Annotated in this window: 22 protein-coding genes; 10 read left to right on the forward strand and 12 right to left on the reverse strand. The window is 41.2% G+C overall.

The genetic code is table 11. The annotated features are described in order from the left end of the window. Nucleotides 1-114: 114 nt before the first annotated feature. The 10 genes from fsa to KTV93_RS11990 form a co-directional block, all read right to left on the reverse strand. The gene (gene fsa / locus KTV93_RS11945) at nucleotides 115-768 is read right to left on the reverse strand and encodes a fructose-6-phosphate aldolase (protein ID WP_218249190.1); all 654 of its coding nucleotides are present in this window, start codon (nucleotides 766-768) and stop codon (nucleotides 115-117) included. 175 nt (nucleotides 769-943) lie between these two features. Beyond that, on the reverse strand, nucleotides 944-1384 hold the full coding sequence (locus tag KTV93_RS11950) for a hypothetical protein (RefSeq protein WP_218249191.1): 441 nt from the start codon (nucleotides 1382-1384) through the stop codon (nucleotides 944-946). 173 nt (nucleotides 1385-1557) lie between these two features. Further along, nucleotides 1558-3465 carry an acetate--CoA ligase gene (acs, locus tag KTV93_RS11955; RefSeq protein ID WP_218249192.1) on the reverse strand — a complete coding sequence of 636 codons (1908 nt, stop codon included), beginning with the start codon at nucleotides 3463-3465 and terminating at the stop codon, nucleotides 1558-1560. Between the two features lie 138 nt (nucleotides 3466-3603). Next, nucleotides 3604-5502: an AMP-binding protein gene (locus tag KTV93_RS11960; RefSeq protein WP_218249193.1), complete on the reverse strand. Its 1899-nt coding sequence runs from the start codon at nucleotides 5500-5502 to the stop codon at nucleotides 3604-3606. A gap of 10 nt (nucleotides 5503-5512) precedes the next feature. Further along, a complete protein-coding gene (locus KTV93_RS11965; protein WP_218249194.1) occupies nucleotides 5513-5875 on the reverse strand; it encodes a response regulator transcription factor in 363 nt (120 codons plus the stop codon). Nucleotide 5876: 1 nt separating this feature from the next. Then, nucleotides 5877-8525, reverse strand: a complete 2649-nt coding sequence (locus KTV93_RS11970; RefSeq protein WP_218249195.1) for an ATP-binding protein — start codon at nucleotides 8523-8525, stop codon at nucleotides 5877-5879. Between the two features lie 247 nt (nucleotides 8526-8772). Next, nucleotides 8773-9000: a DUF6814 family protein gene (locus KTV93_RS11975; protein WP_181887414.1), complete on the reverse strand. Its 228-nt coding sequence runs from the start codon at nucleotides 8998-9000 to the stop codon at nucleotides 8773-8775. An 82-nt stretch (nucleotides 9001-9082) separates the two neighbouring features. Then, entirely contained in the window at nucleotides 9083-10681 is a 1599-nt protein-coding gene (locus KTV93_RS11980; protein ID WP_230259163.1) for an MFS transporter, read from the reverse strand. A 90-nt stretch (nucleotides 10682-10771) separates the two neighbouring features. Beyond that, complete coding sequence (locus KTV93_RS11985; RefSeq protein WP_218249196.1) at nucleotides 10772-12091, reverse strand: hypothetical protein; 1320 nt, start codon at nucleotides 12089-12091, stop codon at nucleotides 10772-10774. 132 nt (nucleotides 12092-12223) lie between these two features. After that, nucleotides 12224-12640 carry an IS1/IS1595 family N-terminal zinc-binding domain-containing protein gene (locus tag KTV93_RS11990; protein ID WP_218249197.1) on the reverse strand — a complete coding sequence of 139 codons (417 nt, stop codon included), beginning with the start codon at nucleotides 12638-12640 and terminating at the stop codon, nucleotides 12224-12226. A gap of 254 nt (nucleotides 12641-12894) precedes the next feature. On the opposite strand from KTV93_RS11990, the gene KTV93_RS11995 reads away from it, so the two are divergent. The 3 genes from KTV93_RS11995 to carB are packed head-to-tail and all read left to right on the forward strand — an operon-like array spanning nucleotide 12895 to nucleotide 18107. Further along, nucleotides 12895-13785: an aspartate carbamoyltransferase catalytic subunit gene (locus KTV93_RS11995; protein WP_218249198.1), complete on the forward strand. Its 891-nt coding sequence runs from the start codon at nucleotides 12895-12897 to the stop codon at nucleotides 13783-13785. 45 nt (nucleotides 13786-13830) lie between these two features. Further along, on the forward strand, nucleotides 13831-14907 hold the full coding sequence (carA, locus tag KTV93_RS12000) for a glutamine-hydrolyzing carbamoyl-phosphate synthase small subunit (protein WP_218249199.1): 1077 nt from the start codon (nucleotides 13831-13833) through the stop codon (nucleotides 14905-14907). Between the two features lie 17 nt (nucleotides 14908-14924). Then, complete coding sequence (gene carB / locus KTV93_RS12005) at nucleotides 14925-18107, forward strand: carbamoyl-phosphate synthase large subunit (RefSeq protein ID WP_218249200.1); 3183 nt, start codon at nucleotides 14925-14927, stop codon at nucleotides 18105-18107. Between the two features lie 99 nt (nucleotides 18108-18206). Here carB and KTV93_RS12010 read toward each other — a convergent pair whose 3' ends face one another. Next, nucleotides 18207-18740 carry a plastocyanin/azurin family copper-binding protein gene (locus KTV93_RS12010; protein WP_218249201.1) on the reverse strand — a complete coding sequence of 178 codons (534 nt, stop codon included), beginning with the start codon at nucleotides 18738-18740 and terminating at the stop codon, nucleotides 18207-18209. 199 nt (nucleotides 18741-18939) lie between these two features. Between KTV93_RS12010 and KTV93_RS12015 the strand changes: the two genes are divergently transcribed. From KTV93_RS12015 to KTV93_RS12040, 6 genes are all read left to right on the forward strand, one after another. Continuing rightward, entirely contained in the window at nucleotides 18940-19557 is a 618-nt protein-coding gene (locus KTV93_RS12015) for a helix-turn-helix transcriptional regulator (RefSeq protein ID WP_218249202.1), read from the forward strand. A 446-nt stretch (nucleotides 19558-20003) separates the two neighbouring features. Beyond that, nucleotides 20004-20351, forward strand: coding sequence for a DUF6078 family protein (locus tag KTV93_RS12020; RefSeq protein WP_218249203.1), 348 nt, complete (start codon nucleotides 20004-20006; stop codon nucleotides 20349-20351). 817 nt (nucleotides 20352-21168) lie between these two features. Then, nucleotides 21169-21768: a DUF2911 domain-containing protein gene (locus KTV93_RS12025; RefSeq protein ID WP_218249204.1), complete on the forward strand. Its 600-nt coding sequence runs from the start codon at nucleotides 21169-21171 to the stop codon at nucleotides 21766-21768. A gap of 13 nt (nucleotides 21769-21781) precedes the next feature. Next, nucleotides 21782-22213 carry a lipocalin family protein gene (locus KTV93_RS12030; protein ID WP_218249205.1) on the forward strand — a complete coding sequence of 144 codons (432 nt, stop codon included), beginning with the start codon at nucleotides 21782-21784 and terminating at the stop codon, nucleotides 22211-22213. A 114-nt stretch (nucleotides 22214-22327) separates the two neighbouring features. Beyond that, nucleotides 22328-23371 (forward strand): bifunctional transcriptional activator/DNA repair enzyme AdaA, encoded by a 1044-nt coding sequence (locus tag KTV93_RS12555; protein ID WP_218249206.1) that lies wholly within the window; start codon nucleotides 22328-22330, stop codon nucleotides 23369-23371. Between the two features lie 33 nt (nucleotides 23372-23404). Continuing rightward, nucleotides 23405-23929, forward strand: a complete 525-nt coding sequence (locus KTV93_RS12040) for a GNAT family N-acetyltransferase (protein WP_218249207.1) — start codon at nucleotides 23405-23407, stop codon at nucleotides 23927-23929. A gap of 1 nt (nucleotide 23930) precedes the next feature. Here the strand turns inward: KTV93_RS12040 and KTV93_RS12045 are convergent, their stop codons facing one another. Then, nucleotides 23931-24092 (reverse strand): hypothetical protein, encoded by a 162-nt coding sequence (locus KTV93_RS12045; RefSeq protein WP_218249208.1) that lies wholly within the window; start codon nucleotides 24090-24092, stop codon nucleotides 23931-23933. Nucleotides 24093-24250: 158 nt separating this feature from the next. Between KTV93_RS12045 and amaB the strand changes: the two genes are divergently transcribed. Continuing rightward, nucleotides 24251-25801 (forward strand): L-piperidine-6-carboxylate dehydrogenase, encoded by a 1551-nt coding sequence (amaB, locus tag KTV93_RS12050; RefSeq protein WP_218249209.1) that lies wholly within the window; start codon nucleotides 24251-24253, stop codon nucleotides 25799-25801. Nucleotides 25802-25813: the final 12 nt, after the last annotated feature.

Below are 25813 nucleotides of genomic sequence, written 5' to 3' on the forward strand. Positions count from 1 at the left end.
AAGAAGCAATTATATTGTGCACAATATAATTGAATGATAGATATTTTGAATTAGATAAATCACAACTAAAAACCACCTGGTTTTCAGGTGGTTTTACAAGATAAAATAATTTTGTTAATCCATTTTTTTTGCATCAGCGACAAACTGCGCTAAACCACTGTCAGTTAATGGATGTTTCAATAAATTTAAAATTGATGCAAGGGGAGAAGTCACAACATCAGCACCTACTTTTGCACAGTTGATAATATGCATTGGTGAACGGATTGATGCTGCAAGAATTTCAGTATCAAACATATAGTTGTCGAAAATTATTCTGATCTCCTCGATCAGGTTCATCCCGTCTACAGAAATATCATCAAGTCTTCCCAAGAAAGGGGAAACATAGTTTGCGCCTGCTTTTGCAGCCAGCAGAGCCTGGCCTGCAGAAAATATCAGGGTACAGTTGGTCTTGATTCCTTTGTTTGAGAAATATTTCAAAGCTTTTACTCCGTCTTTAATCATCGGAATCTTTACCACGATATTAGGGTGAATTGCTGCAAGTTCTTCCCCTTCTTTAATCATTTCCTCATAAGTTGTACTTAAAACTTCGGCAGAAATATCACCATCTGCAATTTCGCAGATCGTTTTGTAATGGTTCAGTATGGCTTCTTTTCCGCTGATTCCTTCTTTTGCCATGAGCGATGGATTGGTTGTAACACCATCTAAAATTCCCAAATCCTGGGCTTCTTTAATCTGCTCCAGATTGGCAGTGTCGATAAAAAACTTCATGTTGATTTATTTTTTACAAAGATAATGTTTTCGCCCTGAATGTAGAAGGAGCCGGTTCGTATTTGAGGCCGATTTAGAGTGAAACGGCAAAAAAAACCTTACGGATGTGCCGTAAGGTTTTCAATTTAGAGATTTATCATTGAGGTATTTTTTTATTTCGGTGATAATTTTTCGGTCATGTGATCGCTGTCATTCCCTCATGTGACTGATGATGTCTGAAAGCGGGGGGAACTTTTATTTCCGATTTTGCTAACAGGGTAATCATTTTCATGATGAATTCCTTTGATTTTGCTTCTACTCTCGACACGTTTTCAAAAGAGAATACATGTACTGCTCCGGCGTCCTTCAAAATGTTTCTGGCTTTTTGAAGTTTTTCAGCATTTTTTGAAAATATACCGGCCACTAAATTTTCGGAACTTTTTCTCAAAACTTGTTCTGGTTTTTTCACGAGGTTGTTGAAAAAAGCTCCCCAATACTCACTGAATAGGTTTTTCCTATTCTCCGAAAAATCTTTGCAGGTAAGTTTAATGTTTTTCAATCCTGTGCTTTTCAGGATTTTAGAAGCGTTGGTGGCTTCTTCACAACTTAAAAATAATCCTACAACTGTTGTTTTCATTGTAATTGTATTATTTGTTAGGGCTATTACCGATACAAAGGTATGCATAACATAATTTTAAAAATGGGTGTTGAAACCCTTTTTTCTATCAATGTTTTTTATGATTTGGTCATAAAAAAAAAGCCCGGCGAATCCGCGGGGCTCTTATCTTCTCTTAATAGACTGGCGAAATTTTATATTCTTTCGTTCTTAATTTCCTCCACAATTTCGGGATTCAGAAGGGTGGAAGTATCACCGAAATTCGCGAAATCTCCTTCTGCAATTTTTCTTAAAATTCGTCTCATAATTTTACCGGAGCGGGTTTTTGGAAGTGCAGACACAAATTGAATCTTATCAAGCTTTGCAATTGGTCCGATCGTATCACTGATGACCTGGTTGATTTCCTTACGCAGATTGTCGCGGTCACGGCTTTCGCCAGTGTCCTTTAAGATTACATAACCGTAAAGCGCACTTCCTTTAATATCATGCGGATAGCCGACAATCGCAGATTCAGCAACAGCTGGATGCTGGTTGATACTGTCTTCGATCGGAGCGGTTCCCAAATTATGTCCGGATACAATAATAACGTCATCAACTCGTCCTGTGATTCTGTAATAGCCAACTTCGTCGCGCAAAGCGCCGTCACCGGTGAAATATTTCCCAGGGAACGCTGTAAAATAGGTTTCTTTATACCGCTGATGATCTCCCCAGATTGTTCTGGCAATTCCCGGCCAGGGAAAACGGATACATAAATTTCCGTCTACCTGATTTCCGGTAATTTCATTGCGTTTATCGTCCATCAAAACAGGTTGAATTCCCGGAAGCGGAAGTGTTGCATAAGTGGGTTTGGTCGGCGTCACGAATGGTAACGGAGAAATCATAATTCCCCCGGTCTCAGTTTGCCACCAGGTATCTACAATAGGGCATTTTTTCTTGCCAACATGGTCGTTGTACCAGTGCCATGCTTCATCATTAATAGGTTCGCCTACGGAACCAATGACTCTGAGACTGGACAAGTCGTGTTTCTCCACCCATTCATAAGATTCCTTAGCCAGTGAACGGATCGCGGTGGGAGCCGTATAGAACTGTGTGATTTTATGCTTCTCAATCACTTCCCAGAAACGGTCCGGTTCAGGATAAGTCGGTACTCCTTCGAAGATTACTGTGGTAGCACCATTTGCCAGCGGACCGTACAGAATATACGAATGTCCGGTAATCCAGCCAATATCTGCCGTACACCAGTAAATATCGTTTTCTCTGTAATTAAATACATTTTTAAAAGTGTAGGCTGTGTAAACCATGTATCCTGCCGTGGTATGCAGCATTCCTTTCGGTTTCCCTGTAGAACCTGATGTATAAAGAATAAACAAAGGATCTTCAGCATCCATAATGACCGAAATAAAATCTGCAGGTGCTTTTTCATAAAGTGGTTCAAGCCAGAAATCGCGACTTTCCTTCATTTTCACTTCACCACCAGTTCTTTTCACCACTAAAACTTTTTCAACTGTCGGACAATTTTCGACTGCCTCGTCAATTATTCCTTTCAAGTCGATGGCTTTGCTGCCACGGTAACTTCCGTCGGAACAGATGATGAGCTTGGCTTCGCAATCGTTCACACGCGACGATACTGCAGAGGCCGAAAATCCTGCAAAAATTACAGAATGCACCGCACCAAGTCTTGCGCAGGCGAGCATCGTTACAGCGAGTTCAGGAATCATCGGTAAGTAAATACAAACCCGGTCACCTTTTTCAATACCTAAATCGCGCAGAACGTTCGCCATTTTACACACTCTGTCCCGGAGTTCACTGTAAGAAATGTGCTGGGCTTCTTCTTTAGGGTCATTAGGTTCCCAAATAATAGCAGTCTTGTCACCACGTGTGTTCAAATGGCGGTCAATACAGTTTTTAGTAATATTAAGCTTGGCATTTTTAAACCATTTAATTTTCGCTTCCTGCATGTCGTAATCTACAACTTTGCTCCATCTCTGGTACCAGACAAAATTTTCGTCGGCGATTTTATCCCAGAATTTTTTCGGGTTTTTGATGGATTTCTTATACTGCTTGAAATAATCCGGAAGATCATCAATGAAATAATTTTTCATAATTCTTAATTTTTTAGTTTTATTTGAAGCCGGGAACCTGCTATCCGCTCATACTCCTCCCCGCCGGTGGCGGGTGCGGGGTAACCGCTGCTATCAGGGCTAGAGGGCGGTAATTTTTACCGGGTTTCGCTTCTTAATTTATATTTTTTCTCTTTTATACACATTCATCATCTCCTGCAATTCTTCCACGATGCTTTCGTCATCAATGGTGGATGGCATTTGGTATTCTTTACCGTCCAGCATGGTGCGGATAAGTTTTCTAAGAATTTTCCCTGAACGGGTTTTCGGAAGCCGGTTGACGACCATAGCATTTTTCAGACACGCTACGGCACCAATTTTCTCGCGGATCAGCGCTACGATATCTTTTTCCAGCTGTTCCTGATCTGCTTGGGAACCCGACTTTAAAACCGCGATCGCAAAAGGAACCTGACCTTTCAGATCATCATCGATTCCAACGACGCAACATTCGGCAACTTCTTTGTGTGCAGCGACAACTTCTTCCATTTCGGCTGTAGAAAGACGGTGTCCCGCAACATTAATCACGTCATCAACACGACCTGTCACAAAAACGTAGCCGTCTTCATCTTTAATGGCGCCGTCGCCGGAAAAATAGTAGCCGGGAAATCTCGACAGATACCCGAATTTAAAACGCTCCGGATCGCCCCATATTCCGGTCATTGCACCCGGAGCCAAAGGAAGTTTTATAACCAGATAACCTTCGTGATGTGCTTCAAGTTCGTAACCTTCTTCACTGAAAACTTTAATGTCATAACCCGGAATCGGTTTACCTGCAGATGCTCTTTTGATTTTAACATCTTCAACACCCGGCATTAAACCTAACATCGGCCAGCCGGATTCGGTCTGCCACCAATGATCAATAGCCGGTACTCCGACGAATTCCTCGTACCAGTCCAAAGTGGCAACATCGCAGCGTTCGCCGGCAAGAAACTGGGTTCTTAGGGATGATAAATCGTATTTCTTTACAAATTCACCTTCAGGATCTTCTTTTTTAATAGCTCTTATTGCTGTCGGAGCAGTGAACATCACCGAAACCTTGTGCTCCTCAATTACGCGCCAGAATGTTCCGGCATCCGGAGTTCCTATAGGTTTTCCTTCAAAAATAACCGTGGTGTTTCTGTTGATCAGCGGTGCGTAAACCGAAAAACTGTGACCAACTGCCCAACCAATGTCGGATGCGGCCCAAAACGTTTCGCCTTCTTTGGCTCCGTAGATGTTTTTAATCGCAAACTTCATGGCAACTGCGTGACCGCCGTTATCGCGAACCACGCCTTTTGGTTTTCCGGTAGTTCCGGAGGTGTAGAGAATGTACAGCGGGTGAGCAGACTCTACCGGGACGCAGTCAGCAGGGTCGGATTCCGCGATGAGTTTCTCGAAATCGATTAAACCTTCTGCTTCATGATTAACTCTGTTTCCGAGAAGTTTGCGGTCGAAAGCTATAATATGTTCAGGTTTATGTTCCGAAATAGAAACCGCTTCACGCACAAAAGGCAGGTAAGGAATCCTACGGGAAACTTCCATTCCCGAACTTGCAGTGATAATGGCTTTTGGATGGCAGTCGTCAATCCTGATTGCCAGTTCAGTAGGAGCAAATCCGCCGAAAACTACAGAATGCGTCACGCCCAATCTGGCGCACGCCAACATGGCAAAGACCGACTGCGGAATCATAGGCATATAAATAATCGCGGTGTCGCCTTTCTGCAAGCCCAATTTCTGTAAGCCTCCTGCCAGCTTTGCAACCTGTTCCCGAACTTCGCTGTAGGTATATTTGATGATTCTGGAAGTTACAGGAGAATCGTAAATAATGGCTACCTGATCACCAAAACCGTCATTGATGTGTTTGTCTAATGCGAGATAACAGGTGTTGAGTTCACCGTCAGTATACCAGGTAGGATAGTTTTCGCCGTCGTTGGTGAGGATTTGGGTGGGTTTTTTGAACCATTCTATATTTTCGGCCTGTTCTGACCAGAATTTTTCTTTGTTTTCCACACTTTCGCGGAACATTTGGTGCGCTTTCATAACTTCAGTTTTATTTGATTAAATTTTCGACCTGTTCGGTAAGTTTCTTAATGGAGTAGGGTTTTGTAACATACGCATCGGCACCGAGATCCAAACCTTTTGCAATGTCGGCTTCGCCGGTTTTTGCTGAAAGGAAAATTACTTTTATATTGGAAAAGGCTTCATTCTTGCGGATTTCTGCAAGTGTAGTGTAGCCGTCTACATTCGGCATCATAATATCGAGCAGAATAATATCCGGGATTTCTGTTTTCAGAATTTCTAAAACTTCGGAACCGTCTCTTGCGATAAAAACTTCATATCCCGCTTTCCGGAAGGCATACTCCAGGGTCATGATGATTTTATGTTCGTCGTCTGCAATTAATATCTTTTTCATCTTATTCTGTTTTATTGGGCAAAAAAATCTCGAAGGTGACCCCGATTTCTTTGTTTTTGGCTTCAATAGATCCGCCGTGAGCATTAATAATTCTTTTGCAGATCGCCAATCCCAAACCGCTTCCCAATGGTTTTCGGAGGTTTTGGTTTTTGCTTTGGTAAAACTTTTCGAAAACAAACTCCAGATCTTCTTCGGGAATCGTTTTTCCCGTGTTGAAAACCGATATCTTAAGTCCGCCTTCTTTGTCCTGAAATTTTGTCTGTACCATTCCCTGTTCGTTGGCGAATTTCAGGGCATTGCCGAGGATATTCTGAAAAACCTGAATCATTTTCATTTCATCAAAGTCAAAAACCTCATTCTTGAGTAAATTGACTTCGGAATGATGAAGGTGTTTCTGATCAAACAGCTGCAGCAATGGTTTTAAAGATTTGTGATACGTTTCAATAATGCTTTTTTCTTCGATGTTCAGCGGGGTAGTGCCGGCTTCGAGTTTATCAAGATATAGGATATCGTTGATGATTTCTGCAAGCCTGTCGCTTTCTGAAATAATATTGCCGAGAAAATCTTTTTTGATCTCTGCGGGCATCTCTTCATCATCCAGAAGCAGTTCGCTTGTCGCGCGAATCGCGGTGATGGGTGTACGCAGTTCGTGTGCGACCGAATCCAGAAAATCGTCTTTTTGCTTGTCTTTGATTACCAGTGTTTCGTTGGCGTTCTGCAGTTCTTCAGAAAGTTTCCTCAGTTGTTGAGAATGCTCGGTAAGCTGCTTGTTCATTGAGATATTTTCTTTAGATTCTTCCAGAATTTTCAGGACTTCAGGCAACGTAATTTTATCCTCTTTCGTTACGCCTTCAATTAAAATCTTTGCCGATGCGGTACCGATTCTGCCGCTCAGTAAATTTTCAGAAAACTTAATAAACCGCGAATCCGCACTGTTGTTTTCGTCGGAAATATTGTATTTGAGATTGAAAATTTTTAGTGCCTGCTGGGTTTTTTTCTCTCCAAGAAATCTTGTCAGGATTTTTCTGATGTCTGAAATATTGGCGGTACCTTTCCAGATATACGCGTTTTCGTGATTCTGAATGTAGTCGTTGATATCGACATAAAGTTCGGCGAAATTTCTTTCTCTGTAATTGCCCGCGACGAGCGAGGAGATCATCATAAACAATCCGCCATTAACCAGCAGACTCCAGAAAAAGGCACTCGCAACAGGCGAAAGATAATCTAATTTAAAGAAGTTGAACACCGCGGAATTCTGATAGGTTGTGTCGAAATAATTCGGCAAAATAAGATTGAAATAGCAGATGAACACGCCGACAATAATGCCGGTTACTGCGCCAGCGAAACTTCCGCGGCGCCAGAAAATAGCACCAAAAAAGGAAGGGGCAAGTTGCGCGATCATTACAAATGCGATGAGTCCTACTGAAAATAACGAAGCGCTGTTGATGAGGAATTTGTAAAACAGAAATCCCACAATAATAAGTGAAAAAATACTGAATTTTCTGATGTTAACGATGGTTCTGTTGTTGGCGTACTCGGTCTCGGTTTTCAGGCTGTTCAGCCAACCGTAAGGAATGATGAGGTTATTTGAAAGCATTACTGATAGTGAAATACTTGAAATGATAATCATGGAAATACACGCACTGAGTCCGCCAAGAAAAACCATTCCTGCAAAAAATATATTACCGAACTTCTGGGGAATAAGGATGGAATAAAATTCTGGATTTACATTTTCGCCGAAAAAGAGGATTTTCCCGCCCCAGGCAATCGGGAATACAAAAATATTCATCAATAATAAATAAAGCGGGAAAAGCCAGATGGCGGTTTTCAGGTGTTTTTCTGTCCTGTTTTCTACGATGGTTGTGTGAAACTGACGCGGTAAAAGAAAAATGGCAGTCATGGAAAGCATGCTCATCAGGAAAAAGTTGAAGCCGCCTTCCAAACCGTTGAACGTGTTTTTTTGAGTAAAATCAGGCAGTTTCGAAGCCTTTTCGTAAATGTCATTAAAACCGTTAAAGACGCCATACACAACAAAAAGTCCCAGAGTGACAAAGAATATCAGCTTCAAAAAACTTTCAAATGCCACGGCTGAAATAATGCCGAGTCTTTTTTCGGAAGCATCCACGTATTTTGTTCCGTAATAAGCGGAAAATATGGCGATAATCACTACAACATACGTTGCAGTATCAAGAAAAATATTATCCGAATTTGCGGTGTCTGTCATCAGGTGAAAAGTATCGGAAATCGCTTTAATCTGAAGTCCGATGTACGGAATTACCGCCAGCATACATACAATTGCGACCAAAGCCCCCAGAAACCGGCTGTTCCCGTAGCGCAAAGAGATAAAGTCTGCAATGCTGCTTATTTTGTGAACGCGGGAAATTCTGATGATCTTCGAGTTGATATAAATCCAGGATGGAATGATGATGACCGGACCAATATAAATGGCCAGATATTCCAGTCCCTGGTTTGAAGCCACGCCAATGCTGCCGTAATACGTCCACGCCGAACAATAAACCGCCAGCGAAAGGGAATAAATATACGGATTGTTTACCCAGAAATTGCTCTTCCTTTTTTCTGCCCAAAAAGCAATGAAGAAAAGCAATCCCAGATAAACGATTACCAGCAGAAATAAAAGCGGACTACTCATTGTATTTCCTGAAGATTAAGAATGATGCTATACTGGATGCTAACCAAACCATAAAAAGGTAAGTGTAAATCATAGGTAAGCCCCAAATTGGCTCAGTTTTATTAAACAAAAGCAAAACCGGCGCATTGAACATCACAAATAATGTGATGCTCAAAATAACCAGTTTTTGTTTGTGTCTTTTTTTCATTTGAACTTTTAAGTAACGGTCGGGTGACCATTGGTTACTGTTGAATCGGAGCAATAAAATTTAGATTTTATCTTCCGAATATTCACCTTTGAATGAGTACCAGCCGAAAACCGCCAGCCCACCAACTATTATCGGTACAAGAATCACCAGAATGATCCATCCGAATACATTGTCTTCCTGCTTATCCGACATTATTTTTGGAAGTCCGAATACCGTTAAGCCGTAATAGGCGACTACCACTGCCAGAAGCAGCCAAACAATTCCTAATATTTTTTTTACTGAATCCATTTTTTTGTTTTTTAAAGTTAGTTAAAATCCGGAAACCTCTTAACTGTTTGCTGTTCGTGATTTCCGGAAATGATTTCTGTGTTTACTGAGCGTCCTCTTGCAGACTTTTGTTTTTGGTTTTCAGGTAAAGTGTTCCAATTACCAGACATACTGCAGCTACAATGATCGGATACCAAAGCCCTTGAAGGTACCATTCCGGATGACCTGCATCTTTGCCTGATGTTACAAGATAAGTTGCTACTGCCGGCAAAAGTCCGCCGAAAATTCCGTTACCGATGTGATAAGGCAGCGACATCGACGTATAGCGGATTCGGATCGGGAACATCTCCACCAAAAACGCTGCGATAGGGCCGTAAACCATTGTCACAAACACGACCTGTACAAATACCAAGAATATGAGTAACCATCGCGTATCTGGATTTACCGTAATGCTTTCTTTGATCAGTGGAGCTTCAGCTTTTCCATTAGTCATAACAGGTCCTGCTGCAGCCCAGTGTACGATGCTGTCTCGTTTAAGCAAAGTTCCGTCTGTAAAGGTTTTTTCTGTATGGAAACTGATGAGGCTGTCGCCTGCAATTTTTTCATGTGCTTTAGCGGTTCGTTTTTCGACAAGACCTTTCTCTGCCAACACTTTACTTTCAATATTTACAGAAGTGTACATGGTTTTGTAAATAGGTCGGTAGGCGATAATTGCGATCAGCATCCCGATCATCATAATCGGTTTTCTTCCAACTTTGTCAGAAAGCCATCCAAACAGAATAAATAGAGGAGTTCCCAGGAACAGGGCCAAAGCCATCATTGAATCTACCTGCGCAGAATCCAGGTTCATTACTTTCTGCATAAAACTCATCGCGTAAAACTGCCCGGTATACCAAATTACACCTTGTCCCATTACCGCTCCGAATAATGCAAGTAATACGAATTTAAAATTAAGCTTGTTGCCAAAACTTTCTTTCAGCGGATTCGTTGAAGTTTTACCCTCCTTTTTTGCCTGTGCGAATAGTGGGGATTCCTTCATGTTCCTACGGATAACGTAAGAAACACCTACCATGAGAATCGAGATCCAGAACGGAATCCTCCATCCCCAACTGTCGAATTCTTCAGGCGTGAGCGAAGTTTTAGTTACAAGAATTACAATCAGTGAGATGAAAAGTCCTGCGGTTGCAGTGGTTTGAATCCATGAAGTCCAGTACCCACGACGGTGAGGCTGCGAATATTCTGCAACGTAGGTTGCCGCGCCACCATATTCTCCACCAAGAGCAAGACCCTGTAAAAGTCTTAAAATTAACACCAAAACCGGTGCAACATATCCAATGGTTTCAAAGCTTGGTACACATCCGATCAGGAAGGTAGAGAAGCCCATAATCAGCAGCGTTACGAGGAAGGTATATTTTCTGCCGATGATATCACCAAGTCTTCCGAAAAACAGCGCTCCAAAAGGTCTTACAACGAATCCTGCAGCAAATGTTGCCAGGGTTGAGAGAAATGCTGCAGTAGGGTTGTCTGCGGGAAAGAATTTGGTCGCCAAAACTACTGCCAAACTTCCGAAAATATAGAAATCATACCATTCGATAAGAGTTCCGAGAGATGAAGCCATAATAACGCCCCAAATCGTTTTGTTCTTTTTTTTCTCCTCAACGTAAGCGTCATGCTCCTGTTGGGTTTTAAATTTTCTGCTCATATTATATTTGTTTTTTTTGGTTAAAGTGATATTGAATTATTGCTATTTAAATAATTTTAAATTAGATGTTTATATCTCTATATCTAAAGTTTAAAATGAATACATAACCCTTAGGGTCCCTCTTAAGTTTCCAACATCTTTAAGATTGTTTCCAGCAAGCGCTTCCGGGGTGATATCTCCCCATTTCGCAGCGGTATATTCTACTTCAGGGGTGATGCTGAATTTATTTTTTTTGAAATCTACCCGGGCAGAAACTCTCCAGACATTGTCAAGTATCCTGGTTCCGGAAGCTCCTCTCACATATAAATTTTTGTAGCCGGCATCAACTCCTGAATTTTTAGTGTAGCCGAAGAAAACCCCAGGTGCAATTTTGGGATTCGCACTTGCAAGGTCTACCCAGAATGCTGATGTTTTAGTGGGTTTGTAAGACTCAGGTGCGTTGGTGTTTTCATAACCTGCAAAACCGCCGATCATCACCAAATGATGAAGGTTACCACCTGTGATTCCGTAGGCTTTGGCGATAATTTTTTCGTTGGCGAATTTGAAGTAACCGAAAAACATTTCAGAATTCACCTTTTCATCGGATGCGAATCCGCGTGATTCGATGACCGGTTGCAAAGACTGGTATTCAGCACCAGCTCCTGCAGTAATGTTTTTACCTTTATATTGTAACTGGCCGTGAAGAGTTGGCATTGAAGAATTGAATGTCGCAGAGTTTGCGGAAGCGCCAAGTGCATTGGCGGTCTGAAATTCACGGTCTTTGTAAGCGGTAAGACTGAAAGAAATTTCCTGAGTTAATTTTTGAGTAACCTTGATCTGTCCGGCCCAGCCAAATGGATTAAATAATATTCCCGTATTAAAATTGGCGACGCCCGGGAAAACTTCCGGAACAAATGTGGGATACCAGGTCTGTCCGAAAGTAACTGCTGTTTTTGGCCATGTGAGGGTTGCGGTGGCGTGTCTTAAACGAAGCAAACCAGTGCTTCCGGAACCTGCGGAACTTTTGTTAAGTTCAGTATTACCGAAAAAGTCGGCTTCTATATTTCCGGTAGCTTTTGCTCCCCATACGTCGGGACCTTTGAATTTAATTCCAACTCTCGAAGTGATCGCTAAAAAATTACTTGCTCCGGCATCATTGATGTCTTTTCCGTTCGTATCCAGTTTTTCATCCAAAGGATAAAGGTTAAGCTGATATTCTCTGGAGTATGCGGACTGGCGACTGTCGAAACTGTATTCTGTTCTTACCCACCCGTAAATGGAAGCATCCCATTCTTTAGGTTTTTTGGCTTCAGCTTCCAATGCTTCAATTCTTTTTAAAAGATCTGAAGTAGAAACCGTATCCTGTCCTTTGAGCTGAAAGTTCAGGATCAGTGTTGGTATTATCCCTAACAAAAAAGTAAATTTCTTCATAAGTCAATAATTTTTAGTTCGTTTCTTTCGCAGAACGAAAGTGAAACTAAAATTTTATTCGAAGAAATTTAATATATATTTATGCTAAGAGTATAGCTTTTTAAATTGAAGGAATGAAATGCAGTATTTAATTTATTTTTTAAACCGTTCCCATTTGATCATCATGTATTTATCTCCAAACTCAGTAATGATAAGCCCAGAGCCCTTAATATTCTCTTCCTGCTTTATAAATTCTAAGAGTTCACTTTGTTTGAATACTTTGTAGGTTGTGTGGAACTCAGAGTGTGGAGGTCTTTTAACATTGTATTTTTTAATCCAGGAACTTATCGTAACATGCGAAATACCCAGAATTCTCTCTATTTCCCTGTAAGAAAGCCCTTCGAGATAAAGTTGTAAAGCTTTTGTAACGTAGTAATCATCGATCCGTTTGCCAAGCTTTTTAACAGTGAAATAATAATTGCAGTCGCGGCAGAGAAATCTTTGCCTTTCCTTTACAATACCACTTTTTACAACATTCTGTTGCTGGCATTTTGGGCAAATATTATCCATAACTATACTTTTTTAGCAAATGTATATTAATTTAGCGTAATTTCAAATATTTCCCGCGTTGTTATATGTTAGAATCTTATATTTTTTTGAATGTTGTTTCCGTTTCCGATAAAATTTTTATCTTTGCACCTAATGAAAAGAATATTTCCATTAGACGATATACACCTTGGCAGCGATGCGGGTAACGAAAATATTTATTAAATTTAACGAAGTCATTTTGGCTTCGTTTTTTTTTGACCTTAAACTAGATAACTATGCTTACAACCAGAGACTTAACTGTAGAAAAAATTAATGCTCTACTTAAAACTGCGGCGGAATTTGCAGACGGAAAAACCTTAAAAGCGGCAACTGAAATATATGTTTCAAATCTGTTTTTCGAAGACAGTACAAGAACGAAAACAAGTTTCGATCTCGCACAGCGAAGGCTGGGATTAAATGTTGTGCCTTTTGATGTTACAGCAAGCTCAGTAAATAAGGGCGAGTCTTTATATGATACCGTAAAAACCCTTGAAAGTTTAGGGGTAAATCTTGCCGTAATCCGACACAAACAGGACAGGTACTATGAAGAGCTAAAGAATTTAAATATTTCTGTGATTAATGGAGGCGATGGCAGCGGAAATCATCCTTCTCAAACGCTTTTGGACTTAATGACCATTCAGCAGGAATTTGGCAAGTTCAAGGGACTGAAGATTGGGATTGTAGGCGATGTAAAACACAGCAGGGTAGCCAATTCAAATGCGGAGGCGCTTCGTAAATTGGGAGCAAAAGTATATTTCTCCGGACCTGAAAAATGGTTTGATGAAGGTACAATTATTAACGGTACTTACCTCTCTATTGATGATTTGGTGAGGGAAGTTGATGTATTGATGCTTCTGCGGATTCAGCATGAAAGACATGGCGAGAAAATGAAAATTTCTCTGGAAAGCTATCACAAAAAATTCGGACTTACTAAAGAGCGGGAGAAAGTAATGAAAAAGGGTGCAATTATAATGCATCCGGCGCCGATTAACCGAGGCGTGGAAATCGATAGCGATCTCGTAGAGTGTGAACGCTCCAGAATTTTCAAACAGATGAAAAACGGCGTTTTCGCAAGAATGGCCATTTTGAAAGATGCTCTGGAATCGAAAGGATTTAAATTTAAATAAATTGATAAAATTCACTCAGGTGAGTTTAAAGTTTTAGAAATAGAAATGAAAAAGAAATTAATATTAGAATCCGGTGAAGTTTTCCACGGTGAAGGTTTCGGAGCCAATCTGGATACCGATGGGGAAGTGGTTTTCAACACCGGAATGACAGGATATCAGGAACTTATTTCCGACCCGTCCTATTGTGGGCAGATTGTCTGTATGACCTATCCGCTCATCGGAAATTACGGAATTAACCGGGATGATTACGAAAGCCTCGAACCCGCGATTAAAGGTTTAATTGTAAAAGAGCTTTGCGATTTTCCGTCGAATTTTCGGAATCAGCTTACGCTTGACGAGTTTTTTCAGAAAAAGAAATTGTCCGGAATTTCCGGAATTGATACCAGAAGGCTGACCAGAGTTTTACGGAGCAAAGGCGTGGTAAAAGGCAAAATCGTCGATGAAAATGCTGACGAAAATTCAGTAATTGAAACGCTTAAATCCACAGATTTTCCAATAAATCAGGTGGAAATGGTTTCCACAAAAACCGCATACGCAAATCCAGGAAGAGGTTTGAATGTGGTCTTGGTAGATTTCGGTTCGAAACTCGGTATTCTGCGTGAACTTGCACAAAGAGACTGCGACGTAAAAGTTGTTTCCCAAAATGTTACTGCTGAGGAAATTTTGCTCATGAATCCCGACGGAATCATGCTTTCCAACGGACCCGGCGATCCGGAAGATGTGAAAGGTGCTTCGGAACTGATCAATGGTTTGCTCGGAAAAGTTCCGATTTTTGGAATCTGTCTGGGTCATCAGCTGATTGGTTTGGCATGTGGCGCAAAAACATTTAAACTTAAATTCGGTCACCGTGGCGGGAACCATCCGGTTTTGGATTTAAAGAAAAACAAAGTCGCCATTACTTCCCAGAATCATGGTTACGCGGTAGATCAGGAGTCACTGAAAAATACAGATCTGGAAGAAACGCATATTGCACTTAATGACAGAACCAACGAAGGTTTGAGACACAAAATTCATCCGTGTTTTTCCGTACAGTATCACCCGGAAGCAAGTCCAGGTCCTGAAGATGCCAATTATCTTTTTGATGATTTTGTTGAATTGATGCAGGAGTTTAAAGCCAAATAAATCTTAGGAATAAAAAAATGAAAAGAAACGACATAAAAACAATCCTCGTTATCGGTTCCGGTCCCATTATTATCGGACAGGCAGCTGAATTTGATTATGCAGGAACACAGGCTTGTCTGGCGCTTAGAGAAGAAGGTTATAAGGTGATTCTGATTAATTCTAATCCTGCCACCATTATGACCGATGTCGAAATTGCCGACAAAGTTTATATTGAACCTATTTCACTTCAGTTCGTAAGTCATATCATCCGAAAGGAACGTCCGGATGCACTTTTGCCTACTTTAGGCGGACAGACCGGCCTGAATATGGCGGTAGAACTGCAGAACTCCGGGATTTTGGAAGAATGTAAAGTGGAAGTGTTGGGTACCAAACTTTCCGCCATCAATCAGGCTGAAGACCGCGATTTGTTCCGTGAACTGATGAGGGAGCTCAATGAACCTGTTCCGGATTCTGATATTGTAAATACCGTTCAGGGAGCTTTGGAATTTGCCCATAATATTGGTTATCCTGTTATCGTGCGTCCGGCTTTTACAATGGGAGGAACAGGTGGCGGAATTGCAAACAACGACGATGAACTGAAGGAAATCGCAAGTTTTGGTCTGAAATATTCACCAGTTACTCAATGTCTGATCGAAAAATCAATCGCCGGTTTCAAAGAAATCGAGTACGAGGTAATGCGCGACAAAAACGACAACGCGATCGTCGTTTGTAACATGGAAAACATTGATGCGGTCGGAGTTCATACCGGAGATTCCATTGTGGTGGCGCCTTCGCAGACTTTATCAGACCGGGAATATCAGATGCTGCGAAATTCTTCTTTAAAGATTATCCGTGCATTAGGAATTGAAGGGGGTTGTAACGTACAGCTGGCTTTGGATCCGCATTCTTTTCAATATTACATCATTGAGGTTAATCCGCGGGTTTCGCGTTCTTCAGCTTTAGCGAGTAAGGCAACTGGATATCCGATTGCTAAAATTGCAGCAAAAATCGCGGTAGGTTTAACGCTGGATGAAATCATGAATCCGGTGACAGGTAAGACTTACGCTTGTTTCGAGCCGGCTTTGGATTATGTCGTAACTAAGTTTCCGAGGTTCCCGTTTGATAAATTCGAAACTGCAGACCGCCGACTTTCCACACAAATGAAAGCGACCGGAGAAGTAATGGCCATCGGAAGAAATTTCGAAGAATCTTTACAGAAAGCCATACGTTCGCTGGAAACTGGACTAAGACATATCGGATTAAAAACCAAACAGGCAGAAGCGTTAACCGACGAAGAAATTGAAAGAAGAATCCGCGTTTGTGATGACGAGAGACTTTTCATCATTGGTGATGCGCTTAGAAGAGGTTACGACTGGGAAAAAATAGTGGAGTGGAGCAAAATTGATAAATTTTTCATCTGGAAAATCAAGAAACTCATTGATTTTGAAAAAGTAATTGCTGAAAATAAATTCGATAAAGAAATATTATTGCAGGCTAAAAAACTTGGTTTTGCAGATCTGCATATCGCACATCTTTGGGACTCAGATCAGAAAACCATCTTTGATTTTAGAAAAAACAACGCAGTAATGCCGGTGTACAAGATGGTTGATACCTGCGCTGCAGAGTTCGAAAGCGAAACACCATATTTTTACGGAACCTACGAAGAAGAAAATGAAAGTATCCCATCCGACCGTGAAAAAATAATCGTTCTCGGTTCCGGCCCAATCAGAATTGGACAAGGAGTTGAATTTGATTATGCGACCGTTCACTCGGTTTGGGCGATTAAAGAGCTCGGCTACGAAGCCATTATCATTAATAATAATCCGGAAACGGTTTCCACCGATTTCTCGATTTCTGATAAACTTTATTTCGAACCTTTGACGGAAGAAGATGTAATGAACATCATTGAACTTGAAAAACCAAAAGGTGTTGTGGTGCAGTTTGGCGGACAGACTGCAATTAATTTAGCTGATAAATTAGCTGCACACGGAGTTCAGATTCTTGGGACTTCCCTGGAAGATTTAGACCGCGCTGAAAACCGGAATAAATTTGAAGCCGCACTTCAGGAAATGGGAATTCCACAGCCTTTGGGAAAAACCTGCTTTACCAAAGAAGAAGCTTTGGTCATTGCGAACGAAATTGGTTTCCCGGTGTTGGTTCGTCCGAGTTACGTTTTGGGCGGAAGAGCAATGGAGATCGTTTACGACGAAAAAGATCTCAGCCATTACATGACGAATGCGGTGAAGGAAAGTTCGGAACATCCTATTTTGATCGACCGTTATTTAACCGGAAAAGAGGTTGAAGTTGATGCGATTTCTGATGGTGAAACCGTCGTGATTCCTGGAATTATGGAGCACATTGAAAGAGCCGGAGTTCACTCTGGAGATTCCATAGCGGTTTATCCTCCCCAGAATATTTCTGAAGAACAGATTGCAACACTAGTTGATTATACCGAAAGACTGGCGAAAGGCTTGAATGTGATTGGTTTAATGAATATTCAGTATGTCCTTTCTGAAGGAAATGTCTACGTAATCGAAGTAAATCCAAGATCGAGCAGAACAGTACCTTTCCTTTCTAAAATTACCGAAATACCGATGGCAAATCTTGCAACTAAAGTAATTCTCGGAAAAAAATTAAAAGACTTAGGTTACAAAAGCGGCTTGGCTCCGAATAAAGAAGGAATTTTCGTAAAAGTTCCGGTATTCTCCTTTTCAAAATTAGCCAAAGTAGATATTTCTCTCGGACCTGAAATGAAATCCACAGGAGAAGTGATGGGGAAAGACACCACTTTGGAAAAAGCCCTGTATAAAGGTTTGATTGGCTCAGGACGAAAAATGCCGCTCCACGGTGCGATACTTTTCACCGTTGCGGATAAACATAAAGAAGAAGCCTGTGAAGTGGCGAGACGTTTTCAGGAAATTGGTTTTAAGATCTGGGCAACCGAGGGAACGGCAAAGTTCTTCGAAGAAAATGGAGTTCGAACAAAAATCGGATATAAAATCGAAGAAAATCCTGAAATTAACTTGATTGATCTTATCCAGACCGGAAAAGTACAGTACATCGTAAACACGATGACTAAAGGAAAACAGTCCGAAAGAGACGGTTTCCAGATCCGCAGAACTTCTGTGGAAAATGGTGTTCCGTGTCTGACTTCGATGGATACGGTAGAAGCAATTTTGAAAGTCATTGAAAGCATGAGTTTTAAGATGGAGAAGATGTAAATCTGTCGGTATTGAAAAAAACGCGTCCTGAGGGGCGCGTTTTTTTTGTTTGTATGGAAGGGTTCTGAATGAGAATTTTTAATTCTTAAAATACGGCTGTTATTCTACAATCAGTTTGCCGTTCATCATTGCGGCGTGTCCCGGGAATGAGCAAATAAAATCATAAGTGCCTTTTTCAGGCGCCGTAAACTCAATCGTTACGCTTTCTCCGCCACCAATGGTTTTGGTATGTGCAATAACTTCGGGTAACAAACTTTCGGGGACTTCAAAATCAGGCGCTTTTCCTTCCTGTACGGCTTTGGTGGCAAACGCGGTAACATCAGTACCTTGTTTCAGCAATACAAAATTGTGACCCATTGAAGATTTTGGAAGTTTACCAACATGGTGTAAAGTGAGACGGATGAGTTTCCCTGCCGGAACTTTAATTTCGCTCTTATCGAATTTCATCGTGTCTTCAGCGTTCAGGGCAACTTCTATGGTATCCTGGTCCTGCGAGGCGGCGGGTTCCTCTGCTGAGGTTACTGTTTCGGTTTCAGGAGTTGAACTTACCTGCTCTTCGGTTTTATTCTGTCCGCAGGCTACCATCATCATACCTGCAATTGCTACTACTGAGAGTTGTTTTAATTTTTTCATACTCATAAAAGTTTAAAAGTTTATATTTCTGATTAATATGCAGTTCAAAGATACCTTAAACAAGATAATAAAACAAGGAAAAACTTGTTTTAATAAGTAGGATTTTTATCATGTTTGTCACTTTTTTATTTGAATACGTTATGGTTGCTTAAGATTGATTATCTTTACCCTTCATAATTTAACAAGTATTTTAAATGAAATGAAAAAAAGTGTTACCGATCGGATTTTAATGATTTTAAAAGGACGCGGCGAGATTTCTGTTGCTACTCTGGCTATGGAACTGGGAATAACCAAGGAGGGTGCCCGGTTACATCTCCTGAAACTGACAGAAATGGATTTGGTTAAAAACATCCAGAAAAATGTAGGCGTAGGCAGGCCGGTTACTTATCATTCTTTATCTCAGAAAGGACTTTCAAAATTCCCCAATACTCATGCCACGGTAACTGTAGAACTGCTGCGTTCTGTAAAAAAACTCTTGGGTGAAAATGCGGTAGATTTAATGATCAATGATCGTGAAAACCAGGTTTACGAACGGTATGAACAGCAAACACAGCACAGCAAAACCATGGAAGAACGGCTGGAGCATCTCAGCAAAATACGTTCAGAAGAAGGCTATATGGCAGAATGGAAGACCGAAAACGGGGAATACTTTTTTATACAGAACCATTGTCCGATTGGTGCGGCTGCTGCAGAATGCCATGGGTTTTGCGATGCCGAATTATCAAATTTCAAAAAGTTGATTGGAAACGGATTTCAAATTGAAAGGGTACAGCATATCCGGTCCGGGGAACATCGCTGCATCTACAAAATTTTTTAAACAAAGTACAGCAAAAACAGGAACATACGTTCTGGTTATCGAACAGAATTTTCTAGGAAAATCAAAACATTTTTCTACATAGAGACCTATCCTGTTGTATATTTTAACAGGATTTTTTTGTGATTTCGGGGGAAGGAATTTAAAAGGTTCCGGAAAGCACCCGGATAAAAAAGTTGATGAATCTTGCCGGCAAATTTTCTGGGCAAGAGCGCGCAGAACAGATCTGAAACTGCTGAAAACGGAAGAGACCGGGTAAGGGGGTGTGGTGTTCTATAATCAGTCGGATCGTTCACACGATGCTTTACAGGCTGATTTATGCGGTAAATCTTCCCGAAATACATCAAGAAGTAGGATGGCGGTCCGCAACTTTTTTGTCCCCGGATACTTTAAGAATATGCAAGGTCATCTGAAATTTTTTAGAGAATATTGTAGTAAAGATTCAGCCCATGAAAGAACGTCGCCCGGCCGTGGAATACCATATGTTTTCCCTACAATTTCAGCACTGTATGCTGGAAGCATGCCCCAGGAGCGATTTCTACATCCGGTATCTGGCTTTCTCACTGGCACCGCCGGAGCGGGATGTTTTTCTGCTGCTCAATCCAGCTCATCTCGGTGGTCAAGATCTTGCCCGGTGCCCCTATTACAGGGATGATGCACCCGAATATTTCGTGAGCGGACTGCACCGGGCGGCACAAAACCTTCCTTCCGCCAAGTACATCCTGATCCGGCAGGATCTCATTGCTATTTACGACACCGTACCCGACCTCCTGTTTCCTTCAGATTGCTGTACTTAAAAAAAAGTTTCATCCGTACAAAATAAAAGTTTCATCAGTATGAAACAAAATTTTCATCAATACGAAATAAAAGTTTCATCCGCATGAAACAAAATTTTCATTGGAATGAAATATTGCCATCCGTAAATTTCAGCTCCCGATACCTGCGTTTTTTTTAGAGCACATCAGGAGTCGGCGACACCAGATTCAACTGATGCCTGAATTTTGGAAGTTTCAGTCACGGGAATTTCTGAAGGTGGAGGATCAGCATTAGTATAAGTTGAAAACCGCAATCAACTTTGGCAAAGTAGGGAGCCTTATAAAAACCAGCAACTCGCCCAACTCCGCGACTGGCTGCTGCCCGGGCAGGTAACGGTGGGTGAAGCAGAGGAAATGGCAGAAGGATTGGGAATGGTGGCGGATGAGCGAACGCGCGATGAATGACTTTGCCAAAGTTCTGTTCACACGCATTGGCACTTTGCCAAAGTTTGTTTCGGTAGTAAGGGGTTTTTTCCTTTGAAATTTGTCAAAGTATTATTATGCTCTTTAAAACTTTGACAAAGTGCATGGTCGTCTGGTAAGTAAAATAATGTTATCTCTTTTTCCAGGCAAAGTCGAAAAACAGAATTAAGTTTTCCTTGCTGCAGCGTTCAAAAACTGAGATACCGATGCTGAGTGCCTTACGGTCGTGGAACCGGAAACTGTTAAAAAGGAATGTAAAGAGTTCCTGAACATTGGTTTAAAGAAAAATAAATAAATATTAGTTTACCGTTCGAAAAGCTTTTAAAGTTATGTTTCCGTTTACCGATAATTTTCTATCTTTAAAAAAAATATAAGAATGAAAAAACTATTGATTGCAGCTTTTATTTCCTCAACGCTGTTTGCTTACGCTCAGCATACACTTCCGGCAGCCAGCCCGAGACAGACGCTGGAACAGCAGTTTTCTACCACTAAAATTTCAGTGGATTACGGAAGACCGGGAGTAAAGGGGCGAAAAATTTTCGGTGACCTCGTACCGTATAATAAAGTGTGGAGAGCCGGTGCCAATGGAGCCACCAAAATTACCTTTGCCCAACCCGTAACTTTCGGCGGAAAAACAGTTCCCGCAGGTTCTTACGGTTTGTTTGTAATTCCGACAGAGAAAGAGTGGAAAGTTATTCTGAATAAAGATGCTCAACAATGGGGAGCCTATGCCTACGACGAAAAACTGAATGTAACCGAAATTAGCGTGCCCGTACAGAAACTTTCGGAAAAGCAGGAGTGGTTCGGCATAGAGCTTAATCCTGTTGATGATAATTCGGTTGATCTGGTGGTGAAATGGGATCAGACCAAAGTTACAGTTCCTGTAAAAGCTGCAAATACGGAGACCGTTACCAAAGTGGTTGCGAAGCTGAAAGAAATCCGCCAGATCGAACGTGACGCTGCAGCAAAGAAATAATTAATAGTAAAATATGAAGAAAATTTTAAACTCGGGTTTGTTGGTTGTATTGATGACGATCTTCGCCGTTTCCTGTTCTACCCAATTAAAAACTTTAGAAAACGGAAAGAAAATTGATAACCGGTTGCTCGGTGTTTGGTCCGGCTCTGAAAAAGATCAGCAGATTGACGGCGTGGAGAAAAAATGGGATATGACACGGAATGCAGACGGTACTTTTGTTTTAAACTTTGTTTTTACCCAAAACGGCAGAACCCAGGAAACCCAGGAAACCGGAAACTGGTGGATCGAAGGAAATAAATTCTACGAATATCACGAAGAATCAGGGAAAACAGATGTTTATACCTATTCTGTTCCCAATGAAAATCAGGTAAAATTCAAATCACAAAGTATTAGTGTCGGTATGAACAACGACTCCTATGAGTTTACGGATACCCGCAAAAAATAAATTAAATGTCTCATTCTTTTGAGACATTTTTTTATTCAGCACTAAAAAAATACCTGTCAATTTTTCGGTTGTAAAGTTTTTCATACCGACCTAAATTTGCTTTAAATTTACATCATGGAACTTTCTAACGAAATAATGTATCAGGCTTCTTTCGATAAAAACCCCGATTTCGAAGGCGTTTTCTGGATGGGCGTGAAAACCACGGGGATTTTCTGCCGGCCGACCTGTACAGCGCGTAAACCGAAGTTTGAAAATGTGGAGTTTTTCAGCAATACCAAAGATGCAATCCTGAAAGGGTATCGGCCCTGTAAAGTCTGCAAGCCCCTTGAAAATCCGGATGAAACTCCTCAAGGCATTCAGTATTTGCTGAGCGAACTGGCGGCGGATCCTTCTCTGAAATTTAAAGATTTCGATCTGGTGAACAGAGGTCTGGAACCCGCAACCGTCCGGCGGTGGTTCATGAAGCACCACGGCATGACCTTTCATGCGTTCCAGCGGATGTTTAAGCTGAATTCGGCTTTTAAGAAACTGAATTCCGGGGAGAATGTCACTGGTGCTGCCTTCAACAGCGGATATGAGAGTCTGAGCGGATTTAATGAAAGTTTTAAAAATATTTTCGGAGTTTCACCAAAGAATTCCAAGAGTGAAGAAGTGGTGGATTTAAAAAGAATTGAAACTCCACTGGGAACCATGATTGCCTGCGCTGATGAAAACGGAATCTGTATGCTGGAGTTTTCCGACAGGAAAGCACTCCCCACGGAACTGAAAGAGATTTCGAAACATTTTAATGCGAACATCATTCACGGTGAAAATCCGCACTTCAAAACTTTAGAAAAAGAACTTGCCGAATATTTCGAAGGAAAACGCAAGGATTTTACTGTTCCGCTATCGCCCGTAGGGACTGATTTTCAGAAAAGTGTCTGGGAAGTGCTTCGTAAAATCCCCTACGGAACCACGAGAAGTTACCAGGAACAGGCGAATATCCTGGGCAATCCAAAAGCCGTAAGGGCCGTGGCAAATGCCAATGGTCTCAACAAAATTTCCATCATCATCCCATGTCACAGAGTGATTGGCACCAACGGAACGCTCACCGGTTATGGAGGCGGAATCTGGCGAAAACAAAAACTGCTGGAACTGGAAAAAGCAATTCTCTTTTAAATTGATAATAGAATAATAAGCAAAAAAAAAATCATGAATTTCTCCATTCAGCCCATATTGGAAAACGAAAATTTCAAATTGATTCCCTTACAGGAAAACGATTTTGAAAGGTTATACGTTGTTGCGTCCGATCCTAAAGTTTGGGAACAGCATCCAAATAAAGAGCGTTATAAAAGGGAGGTCTTCGAGAATTTTTTCAAAGGCGCTATGGAAAGCAAAGGCGCTTTTTTGGTGGTGAGTAAAGATTCCGGCGAAGTTTTAGGATGTACGAGGTTTTATGATTTTGACAGAGAAAATAAATCCATCCTCATAGGTTACACTTTTTACGGAAGAAATTCGTGGGGTAAAAATGTAAATCCTCAGATTAAAAAAATGATGCTTGATTATATTTTTCAGTACGTAGAAACGGTTATTTTTCATGTTGGAAAAGAAAATATTCGTTCTCAGGTGGCGATGGAAAGACTTGGAGCCGAAAAAGAAGGCGAAGAGGAGATTGCGTATTTCGGTGAATTACCTAAAATAAACGTGGTGTACGAAATCAGAAAAGAAAACTGGTAATTTATTTTCCGGCACATTCCTGAAACATTTCTGCCCCGAAATAAAATACGAAAAGCCAGACAATTCCCTTCAGGGTGAAAAATATTAAACCGCCAATCCCTACACGCTTAAACCATAATTTCATTTTCGAACTTCCGTTGTTATTGGGTTCCTGATTTTCCATATTCTCATTTTCAGCAAAAATAATCATTTTCTTTGCCAATTTGTTATAATTGAGGACTGACTGAAATCAGATCCGCTGTTGTTGTCGATTAAAAGTGTTAAAATTTTTTCAGAGTTCGCCAAAAACCCTATCTTTAGTGGCAATTCAAATTAAAATTTATGTCTCATAAAACGATCGATTACGGTATCGAAGAATCACTTAAAAATTTAGGAATTTCCCAACAGAATAATGGCGTTTCGTCCGGCGGTAACTATTTTGCCAACGGTGATCTGCTCGAAAGTTATTCTCCGACCGACGGAAAACTTATCGCTACAGTAAAAACAGCAAGTACTGAAGATTATAATACGGTCATAGAAAAGGCCAAATCAGCATACAAAGAATTCCGGATGATTCCATCGCCGAAAAGAGGCGAGTTGGTAAGACAGTTCGGACTTAAACTCCGCGAATACAAAGATGATTTAGGTAAACTTGTTTCTTATGAAATGGGTAAATCGCTTCAGGAAGGACTCGGCGAAGTTCAGGAAATGATTGATATCTGCGATTTCGCAGTTGGTTTGTCCCGCCAGCTTCACGGTTACACCATGCATTCCGAGAGACCCGGTCACCGTATGTATGAGCAGTATCATCCGCTTGGAATTGTTGGAATTATCTCAGCATTTAATTTTCCGGTGGCAGTTTGGTCCTGGAATACAGCCCTTTCCTGGATCTGCGGAAACGTAACCATCTGGAAACCATCAGAAAAAACGCCACTTTGCGCAATCGCATGTCAGAATATCATTAATGAAGTTTTAAAGGAAAATAATCTTCCGGAAGGAATTTCGACCATGATTGTAGGCGATCACAGAATTGGCGAACAACTCGTTAACGACAGAAATGTTGCACTTGTTTCATTTACGGGTTCAACTAAGGTTGGACGTATCGTCGGAAGAAATGTGGCTGAAAGATTCGGGAAATCAATCCTGGAGCTTGGCGGAAACAACGCAATCATCATTACCGAAAACGCAGATCTGGATATGTCGATCATCGGCGCCGTTTTTGGTGCTGTGGGAACTGCCGGGCAAAGATGTACTTCTACAAGACGCTTAATTATTCACGAATCCGTTTACGATGAAGTGAAAAACCGTCTGGTAAAAGCTTACGGACAATTAAAAATTGGAAATCCACTGGATGAGAATAATCACGTTGGACCTTTGATCGATAAGGATGCGGTAAAACAATATCTCGATTCCATTGAAAAATGCAGGAAAGAAGGCGGAAAATTCGCGGTTGAAGGCGGAGTTCTGGAAGGTGAAAATTACGAATCCGGATGCTATGTAAAACCATGCATCGCTGAAGTTGAAAACTCTTACGAAATTGTGCAGCACGAAACCTTCGCACCTATTTTATACCTTATTAAATACAAAACGCTCGACGAAGCAATTTCACTACAGAACGATGTTCCACAGGGATTAAGTTCTGCAATTATGACCCAGAATCTTCGTGAAGCTGAATTGTTCCTTTCTCAGGCAGGTTCCGACTGTGGAATTGCTAATGTGAATATAGGAACTTCAGGAGCAGAAATCGGTGGCGCTTTCGGTGGTGAAAAAGAAACCGGTGGCGGTAGAGAATCCGGCTCCGATGTATGGAAATATTACATGAGACGCCAGACCAACACTATTAATTACACTGCAAGTTTGCCGCTTGCGCAGGGAATTAAGTTCGATTTATAGCAGCCTCAAAAT

Origin of the sequence: Kaistella faecalis, assembly GCF_019195395.1 — a bacterium.
Lineage (GTDB): Bacteria > Bacteroidota > Bacteroidia > Flavobacteriales > Weeksellaceae > Kaistella > Kaistella faecalis.